The organism is Prauserella alba (assembly GCF_024171735.1).
Classification (GTDB): Bacteria; Actinomycetota; Actinomycetes; order Mycobacteriales; family Pseudonocardiaceae; genus Prauserella; species Prauserella alba.
Window position 1 is genome coordinate 821,484 of sequence record NZ_JAMTCH010000004.1, and the last position, 15,564, is coordinate 837,047.

13 protein-coding genes and 1 riboswitch are annotated in these 15,564 nt (G+C 69.9%); of the genes, 3 read left to right on the forward strand and 10 right to left on the reverse strand.

The features are described 5' to 3' along the window. Window positions 1-30: 30 nt before the first annotated feature. From LY12_RS12670 to metG, 10 genes are all read right to left on the reverse strand, one after another. Window positions 31-1,713, reverse strand: coding sequence for a fatty acyl-AMP ligase (locus LY12_RS12670; protein WP_253856245.1), 1,683 nt, complete (start codon window positions 1,711-1,713; stop codon window positions 31-33). Between the two features lie 65 nt (window positions 1,714-1,778). Beyond that, the gene (locus LY12_RS12675) at window positions 1,779-3,572 is read right to left on the reverse strand and encodes an ABC-F family ATP-binding cassette domain-containing protein (RefSeq protein WP_253856248.1); all 1,794 of its coding nucleotides are present in this window, start codon (window positions 3,570-3,572) and stop codon (window positions 1,779-1,781) included. A gap of 170 nt (window positions 3,573-3,742) precedes the next feature. Beyond that, window positions 3,743-4,735 carry a 4-(cytidine 5'-diphospho)-2-C-methyl-D-erythritol kinase gene (locus LY12_RS12680; RefSeq protein ID WP_253856250.1) on the reverse strand — a complete coding sequence of 331 codons (993 nt, stop codon included), beginning with the start codon at window positions 4,733-4,735 and terminating at the stop codon, window positions 3,743-3,745. Window positions 4,736-4,892: 157 nt separating this feature from the next. Next, on the reverse strand, window positions 4,893-5,306 hold the full coding sequence (locus LY12_RS12685) for a type II toxin-antitoxin system VapC family toxin (protein WP_253856252.1): 414 nt from the start codon (window positions 5,304-5,306) through the stop codon (window positions 4,893-4,895). Then, on the reverse strand, window positions 5,303-5,572 hold the full coding sequence (locus tag LY12_RS12690) for a type II toxin-antitoxin system Phd/YefM family antitoxin (protein WP_253856254.1): 270 nt from the start codon (window positions 5,570-5,572) through the stop codon (window positions 5,303-5,305). Before LY12_RS12690 ends, LY12_RS12685 begins: the two co-directional genes overlap by 4 nt. A 77-nt stretch (window positions 5,573-5,649) precedes the next feature. After that, window positions 5,650-6,660, reverse strand: a complete 1,011-nt coding sequence (locus LY12_RS12695) for a methionine ABC transporter ATP-binding protein (RefSeq protein ID WP_253856255.1) — start codon at window positions 6,658-6,660, stop codon at window positions 5,650-5,652. A gap of 314 nt (window positions 6,661-6,974) precedes the next feature. Next, window positions 6,975-7,062: riboswitch (SAM riboswitch) on the reverse strand. Between the two features lie 91 nt (window positions 7,063-7,153). After that, the gene (gene rsmA, locus LY12_RS12700) at window positions 7,154-8,026 is read right to left on the reverse strand and encodes a 16S rRNA (adenine(1518)-N(6)/adenine(1519)-N(6))-dimethyltransferase RsmA (RefSeq protein ID WP_372493524.1); all 873 of its coding nucleotides are present in this window, start codon (window positions 8,024-8,026) and stop codon (window positions 7,154-7,156) included. 79 nt (window positions 8,027-8,105) lie between these two features. After that, window positions 8,106-9,476 carry a resuscitation-promoting factor gene (locus tag LY12_RS12705; RefSeq protein ID WP_253857341.1) on the reverse strand — a complete coding sequence of 457 codons (1,371 nt, stop codon included), beginning with the start codon at window positions 9,474-9,476 and terminating at the stop codon, window positions 8,106-8,108. 333 nt (window positions 9,477-9,809) lie between these two features. Continuing rightward, window positions 9,810-10,661: a TatD family hydrolase gene (locus LY12_RS12710; protein WP_253856257.1), complete on the reverse strand. Its 852-nt coding sequence runs from the start codon at window positions 10,659-10,661 to the stop codon at window positions 9,810-9,812. 165 nt (window positions 10,662-10,826) lie between these two features. Then, window positions 10,827-12,620, reverse strand: coding sequence for a methionine--tRNA ligase (metG, locus tag LY12_RS12715; RefSeq protein WP_253856258.1), 1,794 nt, complete (start codon window positions 12,618-12,620; stop codon window positions 10,827-10,829). 197 nt (window positions 12,621-12,817) lie between these two features. Here metG and LY12_RS12720 point away from each other — a divergent pair, with 197 nt between their 5' ends. The 3 genes from LY12_RS12720 to LY12_RS12730 all read left to right on the forward strand — a co-directional run bounded on the left by LY12_RS12720 (window position 12,818) and on the right by LY12_RS12730 (window position 15,548). Next, the gene (locus LY12_RS12720) at window positions 12,818-13,432 is read left to right on the forward strand and encodes a PadR family transcriptional regulator (protein WP_253856259.1); all 615 of its coding nucleotides are present in this window, start codon (window positions 12,818-12,820) and stop codon (window positions 13,430-13,432) included. A 303-nt stretch (window positions 13,433-13,735) separates the two neighbouring features. Continuing rightward, window positions 13,736-14,791: an ATP-binding cassette domain-containing protein gene (locus LY12_RS12725; RefSeq protein WP_253856260.1), complete on the forward strand. Its 1,056-nt coding sequence runs from the start codon at window positions 13,736-13,738 to the stop codon at window positions 14,789-14,791. Then, window positions 14,781-15,548, forward strand: coding sequence for an ABC transporter permease (locus tag LY12_RS12730; protein WP_253856262.1), 768 nt, complete (start codon window positions 14,781-14,783; stop codon window positions 15,546-15,548). The genes LY12_RS12725 and LY12_RS12730 overlap by 11 nt, the downstream gene beginning before the upstream one ends. The last annotated feature ends 16 nt before the right edge of the window (window positions 15,549-15,564 follow it).

Consider the following 15,564-nt stretch of genomic DNA (forward strand, 5'->3'; position numbering starts at 1 on the left):
AGCCCGCCTGGCGCCTGGTCTCCCGACGGATCAGGCGCCGGCGTCCATCCTGTCGCGGTACTGCTCGGCGGTCGCCGCGCGCTGCACCTTGCCGGACGGTGTCTTCGGTAGGCTGCCCGTCGGCAGGACGAGGACCGCGTAGGGCCGCGCATCCACCGCGTCCCGCACCCGCGCCGTGACCTCCTTGACGATGCGCGTTTCCTCGGCCTCGTCGCCCGCCGCCTTCGACTCGAGCACGACGGCGAACCGTTCGCGGCGGGTGCCCGCGTCGATCCGCACGGCCACCGCGTTGCCGGCCCGCACCCCGTCGACGGAGCTCGCGGCCCGCTCGACGTCGGTCGGGTAGACGTTGCGACCGCCCAGGATGATGACGTCCTTGCTGCGGCCGCAGATCACGATCTGCCCGTCGACCAGGTAGCCGATGTCGCCGGTGGCGAACCAGCCCGCTGCGTCCTGCGTCGCCACGGGGCCGTCGACGGTCAGGTATCCCGGCGTGATCGCCTCGCCCCGCAATCGGATCTCCCCGACCTCACGTTCGCCGAGTACCGCTCCGCCGGGGTCGACGATCTGCGCCTCGATGCCGTCGAGCGGCCTGCCCAGCACGGCGAATCCGCGGACCTGCTCGGTGCCCCGCCGCTCGTCGCCCTCGGGGACGGCGACGGCACGGTTCTCCGACTCCAGCGGGCCGGCCTCGACGACGTCGACCGTCAGCCCGGTCGACAGCGGCGCGAACGATACGGCGAGCGTGGCCTCGGCTAGCCCGTACGCGGGGAACACACACTCGGCGGGCATGCCGAACCGCCCGCCCGCCCCGGTGAAGGTGGCGACCGCGGTCTCGTCGATCGGCTCTGCGCCGTTGAGGGCGATCCGTAGCGTCGACAGGTCGTAGGCCTCCCCGTCGTCGACCCTTGCGAGCCTGCGGCCCACGATGGCGTAGGCGAAGTTCGGCGCGGCGGTGATGGTTCCGTGGTAGCGGGTGATCAGCTCCGGCCACAGCAGCGGCGCACTCAGGAACTCCACCGGGGTGACCTTGACCAGCTCGACGCCGAACGTCATGGGAACGGTCAGGAAGCCGACCATGCCCATGTCGTGGAACGTCGGCAGCCACGACACCATCACGTCGCTGCCCGGGTCCAGTTCGGAACGTCGTGCCATGGCGCTGATGTTGCTGAAGAGGTTGCCGTGGGTGATCCGCACGGCCTTCGGCTCGGCGGTGGAGCCGCTGGTGAGCTGCAGCAGTGCCAGGTCCTCCTCGGCGGTCGGCACCGGGTCCGCGATCGGTTCGCCGTCGAGCAGTGTCTCGATCGTGCGGTACTGGATGCCGTTCTCCTCCAGCACGGGCGCCAGCTGTCCGAACGGTTCGCCGAGCAGCACCAGGTCCGACCCGATCATCCGCAGCACCTGCAGCGTGTCGGCAGCCCAGTGCGCGAGATCGGTCCTGGGCGTCGGCTGGTGCAGCATCGTCACGCTGCCGCCTGCCAGCCACACGCCCTGCACGGTCGGGGCGATCAGCTCCGGTGCGGCGGCGAGGACGGCCACCGCACCGCCGGCCTCGAATCCGCCGCTCATCAGATCACCGGCGAGGCACCGGGCACGGCCGTGCACCTCCGCCCATGTTCTGCGCACGGGCTCCGAGGGCTCACCCGTGACCATCCCCCGCTGCGTGCCGCCCGCCTGCGCGTTGGCGACCATCGTGTCCACGAACCGGCTCATGACACAGACTGTAACCAAGGGTTACACGGAAGCGGGGACAGGCCACACATCCGAGCCCGAATGAGTCACTCCACGGCCTCGGACGCTTCCAGCCACCGCTGTTCCAGCTCGTCCTTCTCGGCGTGCAACGCCTTCAGCTCGTTGTTGAGCTCCATCAGCCGGTCGGGCTCGGTTGCCGCGTCCGCGAGCGCCGCGTGAAGCTTCGACTCCCTCTCCCCGATCGCATCGAGCTTCCGTTCGAGCTTGCCCAGTTCCTTGGTGATGGCCCGCCACTCGGAGTTGGACAGCTTCGGCGCGCCCTGCTCGGCGTCGGCCTGCGGTTCGGCCCCGGATGCCGGGGCCCGCTCGCCCGCGGGCCGGTCGGCGATGGTCTGCCTGCGCTGCAGGTACTCGTCGATCCCGCCGGGCAGGTCGGTGATCGTGCCGTCGCCGAACAGGGCGACGACGTTGTCGCACACACGCTCGGTGAGGTACCGGTCGTGCGAGACGACGATCAGCGTGCCCGGCCAGCCGTCGAGCAGGTCCTCGAGCTGTTGGAGCGTGTCGATGTCCAGGTCGTTGGTGGGCTCGTCGAGCAGCAGCACGTTCGGTTCGGCCATGAGCAGCCGCACCAGCTGCAACCTGCGCCGTTCCCCACCGGAGAGGTCACCGACCGGGGTCCACTGTCGTTTCGGAGGGAAACCCAGCTTCTCGGCCAGCTGCGAGGCGGACAGTTCGTGTTTGCCGAACTGCACCCGCGCGGCGACGCGTTCCACCGCCTGCAGCACCCGCAGGTCGGCGGGCAGGTCGTCGAGTTCCTGCTTCAGGTGCGCCAGGTGGACGGTCTTGCCCTCGACGCGCCTGCCGGTCTCGGGCTCGCGTTCCCCTGCGAGCAGTTTGAGCAGCGTCGTCTTGCCGGAACCGTTGACGCCGACGAGGCCGATCCGGTCGCCGGGGCCGATCCGCCATGTGACGTGGTCGAGCAGCGTCCGGTCGCCGACGCTCAACGACACGTCCTCGAGTTCCAGCACCGTCTTGCCGAGTCTGCGCTTGGCGAAGCTCATCAGCTCGACGGTGTCGCGCGGCGGCGGCACGTCCGCGATCAGCGCCTCGGCGGCCTCGATCCGGAACTTCGGTTTCGAGGTGCGCGCCTTCGCACCGCGCTGCAGCCACGCGAGCTCCTTGCGCGCCAGGTTCTGCCGTTTCTCCTCCGCCGCCTGGGCGAGCCGGGCGCGTTCGGCGCGGGCGTACACCCAGTCCGCGTAGCCGCCCTCGTACTGCTCGACGCGGCCCGAGGTGACCTCCCACGTCCGGCCGCACACGGTGTCGAGGAACCAGCGGTCGTGCGTGACGACCACGAGCGAGGACTTGCGCGCGAGCAGGTGATCGGCCAGCCACCGCACGCCCTCGACGTCGAGGTGGTTGGTGGGCTCGTCGAGCACGATCAGGTCGAGCTCACCGACGAGCGTGGCCGCCAGCGCGACCCGGCGGCGTTCCCCACCGGACAGGGTGGCCGTCGGTGTGTCGAGCCCGATCGCCGCGATGCCCAGCCCGTCGACGATGGAACGCACCCGCGCATCGGAGGCCCATTCGTGCTCGGCGCCGAAATCGGCCAGCACGACCTCGCCGACGGTGCTGCCGTCGGGCAGGTCGGTTCGCTGCGTGACGACGCCCAGGCGCAGATCCCGCAAGCGGCTCACCCGTCCCGAGTCGGGCTCTGTGATGCCTGCGAGCACTTCGAGCAGCGTCGTCTTGCCGCCGCCGTTGAGCCCGACGACGCCGATGCGCTGCCCTTCGCCGACGCCGAGGGACACCTCGTCCAGCAGCGGCCGGACACCGTAGGACTTGCTCACCGATTCGAGATTGACCAGGTTGGCCATGCGTCAGACAAACCTCTCGCGCGATGCGGAAACGCTGTGTGCGACCACGCTCGTGGCGTGGCCGATGGTGACAGTGCTGCCCACCGCCTCCCGCAGGTCCCCGTCCGGAACTCCGGACCCCGGAACTCTGGAACCCGGAACTCCGGACCCGGCCGGGAGCGCGGTGAGGGTCATGCGTGTGCCTGCGGCGGGGTCGGATCCCACGGCGGTTCGCCGCCCGGCGGCCCACCGTCCGACTCGACCACCCGCGCCCCGTGCACCGGACCACTGGCGACCCGCACCGTCCGGCAGACCCCCGCGCCGGACAGCCGCGCGGACACCTGCACCGCGGACTCGGCGTCCTCGCACAGGAACGCGCACGTCGGACCCGAGCCGGACACCAGGCCCGCCAGCGCACCCGCCTCGACGCCCGCACGCAGCGTGCGCCGCAGGTTCGGGCGCAACGACACGGCGGCGATCTGCAGGTCGTTGCCGATCAGTTCGGCGAGGCGGTGCGGGTCCCCCGAGGCCAGCGCCTCGATGACCACGTCGTGGTCGCCTGCGGCAGGCGGCGGCTCGCCGGCTTCGCGGAGCCGGTCGAGTTCCTTGTACACCCGCGGCGTCGACAGGCCACGCTGGGCGAACGCCAGCACCCAGTGGAACGTGTGCCGCGTCAGGACCGGCAGCAGTTCCTCGCCCCTGCCTGTGCCGAGCGCGGTTCCGCCCAGCAGGGAGAACGGCACGTCGCTGCCGAGTTTCGCCGCGAGCCGGGTGAGTTCGTCCCGCGAGAGGTCGAGTTTCCACAGCGTCGCGAGCCCGAGGAGCGCGCCCGCCGCGTCGGCGCTGCCGCCCGCCATGCCGCCCGCCACCGGAATGTTCTTCTCCAGCGCGATCTGCACCGGGCCCAGCTCGGCCGGGGTCGTGTCCAGATGTTCGGCGAGGACGTCGATCGCCCGCCAGGCCAGGTTGCGCTCGTCACGCGGCACGGCCTTCTCGCCCTCGCCGCGCACCTGCAGGGACGATTCCTCGGCGGCCGACACGGTGACGGTGTCGGTCAGCGACAACGCCTGGAACACGGTCGTCAACTCGTGGTACCCGTCGTCGCGCGCCGGTCCCACAGCCAGGTGCACGTTGATCTTGGACGGCACCGTGACGGTCACGGGGGTCGGTACGACGGCAAGCACATACCCAGGGTACTTGGCGCCCCGGTGCGTCCGGCACAGCCGCGCATCAGCGCGTCGACGAGGGGTGGCGGCCGGGCGACGGGTGGGCGCAGGCGCGCCGGACCGCGGCGAGTCACCCGTGCACGTCACTCCCGCGCGGCGGTCGCACCGCGAGCGGTCAGGAACGAGACGACGCAAGCATGTCTTCGACGACCAGTGACTCCTCGATTCCCTTGAAATCATCGGCGTTCCGCGTCAGCAACACCAGCCCGTAGCGGACGGCGGTGGCCGCGATCTGCAGGTCGAGGCGCCGCGGCCGCGGATCCCGCCCTGCCGCGCGAACGGCGCCCGCCAGCGCTCCGTAGTACTCGGCGCAGTCGGCGTCGAACGGCAACACGTCGAACGTCGCGGTTACGGCCTGGAGTGCACGTCGCCGTTGCACCTGAACGACAGGGTCGGTCGCTGCCGTCACACCGTACTCGAGTTCACCCACCGAGATCGCCGCCACCGCGACTTCGTCGACCAGTGCAGCCACCTTCTCCGCCGGGTAGTCGATCACGACGGATGTGTCGAGCAAACCGCGCCGTGTCACCGCTCCCACGGATCCTCGACGTCGTCCGGAAACGGCACTGCAGCGATGTCGGCGACCCACGCAGCACGATCCAGCGTCTGGTGGCTGAGCAACCGCGCCGCCTCGTCGACCGGGACGAACCGGCGCGTCGTGTCCCGCTGGTGCGGCAGGACGTCGGCCACCGGGCGCCCGTTCACCGTCACAACGAATGCTTCACCCGCGGACACTCTTCTCATGATCGCGGCATTGTCGTTCCGCAGATCCGACTGCCGGATTTCCGTGCTCATAGCTCCATGGTAGCGACCTGCCGCCGGCATCGCTACAAGAACGCTATTGCACCCGGAGTGCAGTACACGCGCGTTCGTCAGGCCGCGACGGTGCGCAGTCCGCAGAGCGTGTGCGTGACGTGGGCACCACGCTCGGCCATCCACGCCAGTGCGGCGTCGGCCCGCTGGCCGCGCAGGCCGATGCGGAACCGCGCCACCGGCGTGTCGCCGAACCGTGTCAGGCCACCGCCGATCGTGGCGATCTCGACGTCGAAGCGACTGCCCGCCTCCGGAAGCAGCGCACCGACCGATGCGAAACCGACCAGCACCACGTCCACCACGACGTCGAAACGCGCCGCCTCCGACGGGGACGTCTCGACCGACGGCAGCAGCTCGTGGGCGACACGACTGCCGCGCGTGCCCGCGAGTGTCAGCAGGTTGCCGCTCTCGACGACCGACCCGTGGTCCAGGAGCGCCACGTCGTCGCACACGCGGCGCGCCACGCCCACGTCCGACGTGGTCAGCAGCACGGTCGCACCCAGTTCGGCACGTGCCCGGTCCAGCACCGACAGCACGGAACCACTCTCGTCGGCGTCCACCCCTTCGGTCGGATCGTCGGCGAGCAGCACCGCGGGCCCGCCCGCCAGCGCACGCGCCACCGAGACTCGGCGCTGCTGGCCCGGCGTCAGGTCGGCGGGCACCTGGGCTGCCGCGCGGCTCAATCCGATGACGTCGAGCAGCGTGGCGACGCGCTGCCTCCTGCGCGCTCCGTCGACGCCCACGCGCTCCAACGGGGCGGCGATGTTGCCGGCGACGGTCCGTTCCGGCCGCAGCCGCGAGTCGACCACCGCGACCTGGCTTTGCGCCTCCCGCAGTTTGCGGCCGTCGAGGGCGGTCGTGTTCAGCCCGTCGTAGCGGACCGAGCCGCGGTCCGGCCGCTCCCGCAGCGCGACGCAGCGCGCCAGCGTCGACTTGCCCGCACCGGGTTCGCCGACGACACCGAACAGTGCGCCTGCGCCGACGTCCAGGTTGACGTCGTGCAGCGCCTGCACGGGCGCGTCCGACTCGGTGTTGCGGAACGACTTGCTGACGTTCTCGACGGTGATCACAGCAGCTCCAAGACAGCTCAGGGCCTCACCGGCCCGCTCGGTCGCAAACCGGGGCCGGGAGAAAACGGTGGGAGGTCGGATCGGATGGCGGCGCGGACCTCGCGCTGCGGCGCCCGGCTCACGGCCGGTTCACAGGTCGGACGAGGTGGCCCCTGCGGCGGGCCGGCGGGCGGCTCCGCGGGAGGGTTCGTCGCACGAGGGGCGACGCTGCGCGCTCAGGCCAAGGCGGCGGAGCGACGACACGCAGACACGGTGCGCCGCCGGTGATCGACTACCAGACGCCGGGTGAGCGGCTCGGGGAAAAACATCGCGTTCCTCCATCGCTCCTGGCGGTAGCACCGTCCTCGAAGGAGGTTGCTGCGACGTCGACGAGCCAGGTCTCTCGGTCGCTCGGGATGGAATTCCCACATAGTAGACCGGAAACCCGGCCGGAAAGGCAAGCCCGCGGGCGTAGATCACATCGCGGGCGGCCGGGTTGACGGCCGCGTCGACGTTATGTTTCCGCGGCGGCTCGGGCAATCGCCACGTAGTCGTCGATGCCGAGCTGTTCGCCTCTGGCACGCGGATCGACACCGGCGGTGGTCAGGACCCGGCCTGCGCGTTCGGCCGAACCCGCCCACGATGCGAGCGCCGCGCGCAGCGTCTTCCGCCGCTGCGCGAACGCCGCGTCGACGACGGCGAACACGGTGTCGCGGTCGACTCCGGTCCGCTCCGGACCACGGTCGAACGCCACGAGGGACGAATCGACGTTCGGCACGGGCCAGAACACCGATCTCGGTACGGCGGCGACCTTGCGGGCCGTGCCGTACCAGGCGAGCTTCACACTCGGCACGCCGTAGACCCGGCCACCGGGACCCGCGGCCATGCGGTCGGCCACCTCGGTCTGGACCATGACCAGCACCCGCCGCAACGACGGCAGTTCGGCGAGCAGATGCAGCACCACCGGAACCGCGACGTTGTACGGCAGGTTCGCCACGAGCGCACCGGGTTCACCGACCCGCGTGGCGTCCAGCTGCAGCGCGTCGTCGGCGACGACCGTCAGTCGTGGCGCAGCCTCCGGCGCGTGTGCCGCGACGGTCCGTTCGAGGCGGCCCGCGAGCACCGGATCGATCTCCACCGCGACCACGCGTGCCCCGGTGCCCAGCAGGCCGAGCGTCAGCGAACCCAGGCCGGGGCCGACCTCGAGCACAACGGTGTCGGCGGCGTCCTGCCCGACCTCGGCGAGCTCGACGATCCGGCGCACCGTGTTGGCGTCGTGCACGAAGTTCTGGCCGAGCTTCTTCGTCGGGCGGACGTCGAGTTCGGCGGCGAGCCGCCGGATCTCGGCGGGCCCGAGCAGCCCGGGTGGTTCAGCGGTCACGGCAATGAGTTCAGCACAACGCCGCCCGGCACCCCGCGAAGGGGTACCGGGCGGCGCTGGAGACGTGCAGGCGTTCGACGGCGGGTTACGGCAGGCCGAGCTCCGACGAGCACGCCGGCCAGGCGCTGTAGCTGCCGCCGCGGGCGTCGCGCACCTTGGTGGCGATGGCGATCTGCTGTTCGCGGCTCGCCTCGTCCGGGTAGGCCGCGTACTGGTCGCCGCCGTAGGCATCCCAGGTCTGCTTGTCGAACTGGAGACCGCCGTAGTAGCCGTTGCCGGTGTCGATGGACCAGTCGCCGCCGGACTCGCACTGAGCCAGCCGGTCCCACACGGCGCCGCCGGTGATCTGCGGCTGCGGGGGCTCCTTGGTGCCCACGCGCACGACCTTGTCCTTGGCCTCCTTGAGAACCTTGGAGTCGATCTCCTCGCGGGCGATCTCCTCGCCGTTCTTCTTGGTGACCCGGTAGGTGACGAGTTCCTCGCCCGCCTTGCCCGGCTTCTCGACGACCTCCTTGCCCTGCTCCAGCTCGGGGTCCTCGATGGTGCGGACCTCGGGCTCGATGGTCTCCTTCTGCTTGACCACCGAGACGCCGGTGCGGCTGATGTAGACCTCGGCGCCGTCCTCGAGGCTCATCTGCTTGCCGCTCTGGATGCGGTCCTGCGGACCGAGCTTCATGCCGAGCTCGTCGACAAGGTCGCCCGCGGTGACGGCATGGGTCGTGACCTCGCGGGGCTCCTTGCCGCCGTCGTAGACCGTGACGCTCTTCTGCGTCTTGACCTCGAGCGTCATGCCCTTCAGCGGAACCTCGCTGTCGAGCGGCGCGGACAGCTTCGCGCCCTCGTTCTTGAGGTCCTCCATCCCGAGCTGGGTGAGCGCCTCGTCGACGGTGGTCGCGCGGACCCACACCTGACGCTGCTCGCCGTCGACCGACACCGTCATGTGGCGCCCACGCTCGAGCGTGATGACGCCACCGTCGCCGACCTCGGCCTGCGGCGAAGGAGACAGCGCGTCGTGCTTGCCGACGTCGATGTCGGCGTCGGCAAGGACTTCGCCGACGGTGTCGCCGAAGCTGCGAACCGTCTGCTCGCTGCCGTCGATGTCGAGCGTGACGCTCTTGTTCATCGCCAGCGCCGCTGCACCGCCACCGGTGAGCGTGATCAGCATGGCGAGAACCGATCCCTTGAGGAAGCGCTTCTTCCACGTCTTGACCGCGCCCGCGAGGCCGTCCTCGGGCTCCTCGGCGCTCGCGCCGGCGACCGCGGCCGGTGCGGCCGGGGTGTCGACGATCGGCGGCAGCATCGTCGTCTCGGCGTTGATCAGCCGGATGAGTTCGTCCACACCGACATTGGCCTCGGCCATGAGTGCGTCGGCGTCGGGGCCGAGCACGGCGAGGATGTCGTCCCGCGTGATCCGCGGGTCGGAGGAGAACTCTGGGTCGCTCGGTCGGTCGAGCAGAGCCGTCGAGCCGGCCGAAGCCGACGACGAGCTCGCGTCTGCGCGCCCGTAGCTACCAGTCACAGGGTCGATCCCTTTCACGCATGGCCAGGACTCCCGCAGTCAGCGTCGTCCCCTGACATTCCCGCGCGGTCCGTTGCCCCGCGGGCGATGTCGTCCCCGACGAACACCGACGTGACTGTGGGCGTGCCGCATCGAGACAGTCGTTCTCAACCGGCACGGTCACGGGACCGTAACGGGTGCCAATGGGTTGCGCAAACACGGCGCGCGATCCCGTGACCTTCATCACCTGGGCCGTTCGACGGTAACGCCCACGCCGTTGTCGCAGCCCGCTCACGCCGAGGTGACCGTCTGCGACGACGGCAGGCCGAACACCCGCTCGGCATTACTCCGAACGGAGTCCGCGACCACGCCGACCGGCTCCCCACGCAGCTCTGCGAGCCCCTGAACGGTGTAGGCCGCGCAGTACGGCTCGTTCGGTCGTCCCCGGAACGGGTGTGGCGTGAGGAACGGCGCATCGGTCTCGACCAGATACTGCTCCGGCGGCACGAGCTTCGCCGCATCGTGCAGCCCGCGGGCGTTGCGGAACGTGACGGTGCCCGCGAACGACAGAACGTAGCCTGCGTCGACGCAGCGGCGCGCCATCTCGGCGTCCCCGGAGAAGCAGTGGAACACCACGGTGTCCGGCGCGCCCTCTTCCTCGAGAATGCGCAGCAGGTCCTCGTGTGCCTCGCGGTCGTGGATCATCAGCGGCTTGCCGATCCGCTTGGCGAGGTCGATGTGCCAGCGGAACGCCGCCTGCTGGGCTTCCGGGGGCGAGTAGTCCCAGTAGTAGTCCAGACCGGTCTCGCCGACGGCCACGACACGTTCCGCCGCCGCGAGCCGCTCGATCTCGGCCTTCTCGATCTCACCGAAGTCCGCCGTGCGGGTCGGGTGGATCGCCACGGCGGCGAACACCCGCTCGTCCCACGTCGCCGCCTCCGCGGCCCAGCGGGCGGCGGCGAGGTCGTCGGCGACCGTGACCACGCGCTCGATGCCCGCCCGGCCCGCACGGTCGAGCAACGCCGTCACGTCGGCGACCGTCCCGTCCCCGCAGGCGTCGAGGTGAGTGTGTGCGTCAACCACCGATGCGGGCAGTCGCTCCGGCACCGGCGGCGGTGCGTCGCGATCCTTCTTCCGGCTCACGTCTTCTCCCGGCTCGGTTGCCCCCAAGGGCACCATGGTTGCACTCAACGCACCTTTTCTTCCCCTCGCGCCCGGACAGGTCGTGACGGCTCCACGGTCATGATCAGGGGAGGATTCGTCGCGCTCAACGCGACCAAGGTGCCCTTGGGGGCGTCACAGTCACGTTCAGCTCTGGACGGGCGCCCAGTCCGGGCCGGTCTCGCCCAGCGAGGCATCGAGCTTGGCGAACAACGGCGACGGCTTCGCCAACGGGCGGCCCACCTCCACCGGCGTCGACTCCCACGTCGCCTGCTCGCTCGCGTAGTCGCCGGTGAGGATCGGGTTCGTCCTGCCGGGGATGTCGAGGTCCTCGACGTCGTGACACTCCGGCTGCGCCGCCCACACGCCCGTGCCGCCGAGCGCCTCGTGGACCTTCTGCGCGGCGTGCGGCAGGAACGGCGTGAGGAGCGCGTTGGCGTCCGACACCACCTGCAGCGCCGTGTGCAGCACCGCGTCGCGCCGGTCCGGGTCCTCCTTGAGTTTCCACGGCTCCTGATCGGACAGGTACTTGTTCGCCGCCGACACGACCCGCATGGCCTCGCCGGCGGCCTGTTTGAACCGCGAGTGCCGCAGGTGCGTGCCGACCGTGTCGAACGCTCCCTTGGCGAGGGCCTTCAGTTCCTCGTCGGCGGGTGCGGGCGCGGTCGGTGCGGGCACGCCGCCGTTGTTCTTGTGCGCCAGCGAGATCGACCGGTTGACGAGGTTGCCCCACTCGTTGGCGAGTTCGAAGTTGGTGCGGCGCACGAACTCGTCCCACGTGAAGTCGGTGTCCTGCGTCTCCGGTCCCGCGACGCTGATGAAGTAGCGCAGCGTGTCGGGGCCGAACTCACGCAGGAAGTCCTCGACGTAGATGACGGTGCCGCGCGAGGTCGAGAACTTCGACCCGCTCATGGTGAGGAACTCGCTCGAGACGATCTCGCCCGGCAGGTTCAGCGTGCCGTACGGACCGGCCTCGCCGCCCTTGTCGCCCTGACCGTTGTGACCGAGCAGGAACGCGGGCCACAGCTGAGCGTGGAACGTGATGTTGTCCTTGCCCATGAAGTAGAAGGACTGCGCTTCGGGATCCGTCCAGAACGGCTTCCACGCGTCCGGGTCGCCCGTGCGGCGGGCCCATTCGACGCTGGCCGAGAAGTAACCGATGACGGCGTCGAACCACACGTAGAACCGCTTGAGCGGCTGGTCCCGCCAACCGTCGAGCGGCACCTTCACTCCCCAGTCGAGGTCACGCGTGATCGGCCGTGGGCGCATGTCGTCGACGAGGTTCTTGGTGAAGTTCAGGACGTTCGGGCGCCAGTCGGTCTTGGTGGAGAGCCAGTCGCCGAGCGATTCGGTGAAGGCCGGCAGGTCGAGGAACAGGTGCTCGGTCTCGACGAACTCTGGTTTCTCACCGTTGATCCGGGAACGCGGGTTCTTCAGCTCGGCGGCGTCCAGCTGGTTGCCGCAGTTGTCGCACTGGTCGCCGCGTGCGCCGTCGTAGCCGCAGAGCGGGCAGGTGCCTTCGATGTAGCGGTCCGGCAGCGTGCGTCCCGTCGACGGGCTGACCGCGCCGGTGGTCGTCTTCGGCACGACGTACCCGTTGCGGTGCAGCGCAAGGAAGATCTGCTGCACGACGTCGGCGTGGTTGCCGGTGGTGGTGCGGGTGAACAGGTCGTACGACAGTCCGAGCCCGCGCAGGTCGTGGCTGATCTGGCGGGTGTACTTGTCGGCGGTCTCCTGCGGCGAGAGACCTTCCTTGTCGGCCTGCACCAGGATCGGTGTGCCGTGTTCGTCGGTGCCCGAGACCATGAGCACCCGGTTTCCGGCCATTCGCTGGTAGCGCGAGAAGACGTCGGAGGGGACGCCGAAACCGGACACATGACCGATGTGGCGGGGACCGTTGGCGTAAGGCCAGGCCACCGCGGTCAACACAGAGGTGCTCATACTTGAAATTGAACACGGTGGCGCGGAGTGCCTCGTTGGGGGGCGGGGAGACGGGTGGGCGAACACCGTGGCGCGAAGCGCCTCGTTGAGGGGCGGGGCCCGGCCGGCGCCCCGGCAACCTTCGACGAAGCGGCAGGGTCGGCGGGTGGGAGGATGACACCTCTCGGCGATGCGACCAGGGACGGAGGTCGGAGGCGGTGTCGGCGACGCGGTTGCTCGTGCTCGGTGTGGTGCGGATGCACGGCGGTTCGGGTGGCGCGCACGGTTACCAGGTGCGGCGCGAGCTGTTGTCGTGGTCGGCCGACAAGTGGGCGAACGTCCAGCCGGGTTCGATCTACCACGCGTTGAAGAAGCTCGCGCTGGAAGGCCTGCTCAGGCAGGTCGAGACCCCACAGGGCAGAGGCCCCGACCGACTCGCCTACACGCTGACCGACGCGGGCGAGGACGCGTTCCAGCAGGAGCTGCAGCAACGCATCGCGGACGTCGACGGGGCGGCTGGCGGCGCCTATGAGTTCGCCGCCGCGCTCGTGTTCGTCACGGCACTGCCCCGCCGGTTGGCGATCGACCTGCTCGAACACCGCCTCGGCCAACTCGACGGGCAGCGGGAGAACGTCGCGACCGTCCTCGACAACGGCACCGGACCGGGCCACCCAGCGCATGTCGACGAGTTGTACCGGCTGTGGCTCGCACACTGCGACGCCGACATCTCGTGGACCACAGACCTCATCGCACGACTGCGCGCGGGCGAGTACGTGATGGCCGACGACGCCGGGCACAACTTCGGCTCCGCCACACCGAGCGCCACGTCCTGATAACGCCGCGTCCTGATTCCGCACCACCGCGACGACCGTCCGGTCGTGCGGTCCGTGCGACTGCGGTGCGACTCATCGCCCGCCGTTCGCGCTCAGCGGACGCCATCCGAGGCGAAAACTCTTCGCGTATTCGTCCTCCCCGCGCCAGGCTCAGTATAGCGCACCCACAAGCATCTAATCAAATTTGACTAGCCGACTTGTGCGGAGGACAGTGGGGCGTCGACGGCCAACTCGGCCGCACCAGCGACCCGCCGCGTCCCGGAACGGCGGCGGATCCGCACATCTCTTCGACGGGGGTTTCTGTTGATCAAGGCACGCGGCCTGCAGCGACGGTTCACGTCGCGCGGGCGCACAGTGGAGGCGGTCAAAGGCGTCGACATCGACGTCACCGAGGGCGAACTCGTCGGATTCCTCGGCCCGAACGGCGCGGGCAAGACGACGACGCTGCGCATGCTGACGACCCTGCTCACGCCCACCGCGGGCGAGGCCCGGGTCGCCGGCTGCGACCTGCGCGCCGACCCGGTCGGCGTGCGGAGGCGCATCGGCTACGTCGCGCAGGGCGGCGGAACCGGGCCGGAATGCAAGGTCGCCGAAGAGATCGAACTGCAGGGCCGGTTGTACGGGCTCGGCAAGGCCGACGCGATCGCACGGGGTAAGGAACTGACCGAACAGCTCGACCTGTCCGGGTTGGACCAGCGACTGACGAAGACGCTCTCCGGCGGCCAACGTCGCAGGCTCGACATCGCGCTCGGGCTGATCCACTCACCAAAACTCGTGTTCTTCGACGAGCCCACGACGGGCCTCGACCCGCAGAGTCGGGCGAACCTCTGGGAGCACATTCGCACGCTGCGCTCCGAACAGGGCGTGACGCTCTTCCTCACGACTCACTACCTGGAAGAGGCGGACACGCTGTGCGACCGCATCCTCGTCATCGACGGTGGGGAGATCGTCGCCGAGGGAACCCCGGACGCACTCAAGGCTCGGGTGTCGGGCGACGGCGTGGTGCTCGGGGTCGACGAGGACGTCACGACCAGGGCAGCGGAGATCGTCGGCCGGGCCGACGGCGCCCACGACCTGGTCACGACACCGGGCGAGGTGCGGTTCCGGGTGCCGCGTGGCGACACGGCGCTGCCCGCGCTGTTGCGCGCTTTCGACGCCGAAGGGCTGACCATGCAGTCGATGCAGGTACAGCGGCCGACGCTGGACGACGTGTTCCTGACCCTCACCGGCCGCAGCCTCCGCGACTCCGACGGCGGCGACACCGATACGGCCGACGGGACTGCGGCCAACGGGACTGCGGCCGACGACAACGACGGGAACGACAGCGACAGGAACGAGGAGACGACCCGTGTTGCGTGACATCTGGCTGATCTTCCGGCGCGACGCGACCCTGCTGTCGCGGAATCCGGCATGGCTGGCGATCGGCGTGATGCAGCCGGTGCTGTATCTGGTGCTGTTCGGGCCGTTGATGGAGCGGATCGTGACCAGCACGCCCGGGTTCCCACCCGGGAGCAGCTGGACGATCCTCACGCCTGCGCTGATCATCCAGCTCGCACTGTTCAGCGCGACGACCGCGGGGTTCTCGTTGCTGGCGGACCTGCGCAACGGTGTGGTGGAGCGGCTCCGGGTCACCCCGGCCAGCCGCGTGGCGCTGCTGCTCGGCAAGGTACTGACCAACGGACTGACGACCGTGGCGCAGGCGATCATCATCACGACGCTGGCGTTCCTCGTGTTCGACCTGTCGGCACCACTGGGCGGGATTCTGCTGACGTTGCTGATCGTCGGGATGCTGTCGGTGACGCTGGCGTCTGCGTCGTACGCAGTGGCGTTGACGCTGCGCAACGAAGAAGCATTCCCAGCGCTGGTGAACTCGGTGATGATGCCCGTGCTGCTGCTGTCGGGGATCCTCGTGCCGATCACGACCGGCCTCGCACCGGACTGGCTGTACGCGATCTCCCGGGTCAACCCGTTCACGCACATCGTCGACGCGGGGCGCGCCGGGTTCCGCGGCGACTTCTCCGTCGACGCGATGCTCACCGGGTCGATCGTGCTCGTCGTGCTGATGTCGCTGTGCGTCTACTGGGGCGCGCGCACGTTCCGCCGCGAGAACGCCTGACACGCCGCTGGTGATG

Coding starts and splice junctions, on each gene's coding strand:
- LY12_RS12670 (WP_253856245.1), bottom strand. CDS start 1,713: ATGAGCCGGTTCGTGGACACGATGGTCGCCAACGCGCAGGCGGGCGGC.
- LY12_RS12675 (WP_253856248.1), bottom strand. CDS start 3,572: ATGGCCAACCTGGTCAATCTCGAATCGGTGAGCAAGTCCTACGGTGTC.
- LY12_RS12690 (WP_253856254.1), bottom strand. CDS start 5,572: ATGAGCACGGAAATCCGGCAGTCGGATCTGCGGAACGACAATGCCGCG.
- metG (WP_253856258.1), bottom strand. CDS start 12,620: ATGAGCACCTCTGTGTTGACCGCGGTGGCCTGGCCTTACGCCAACGGT.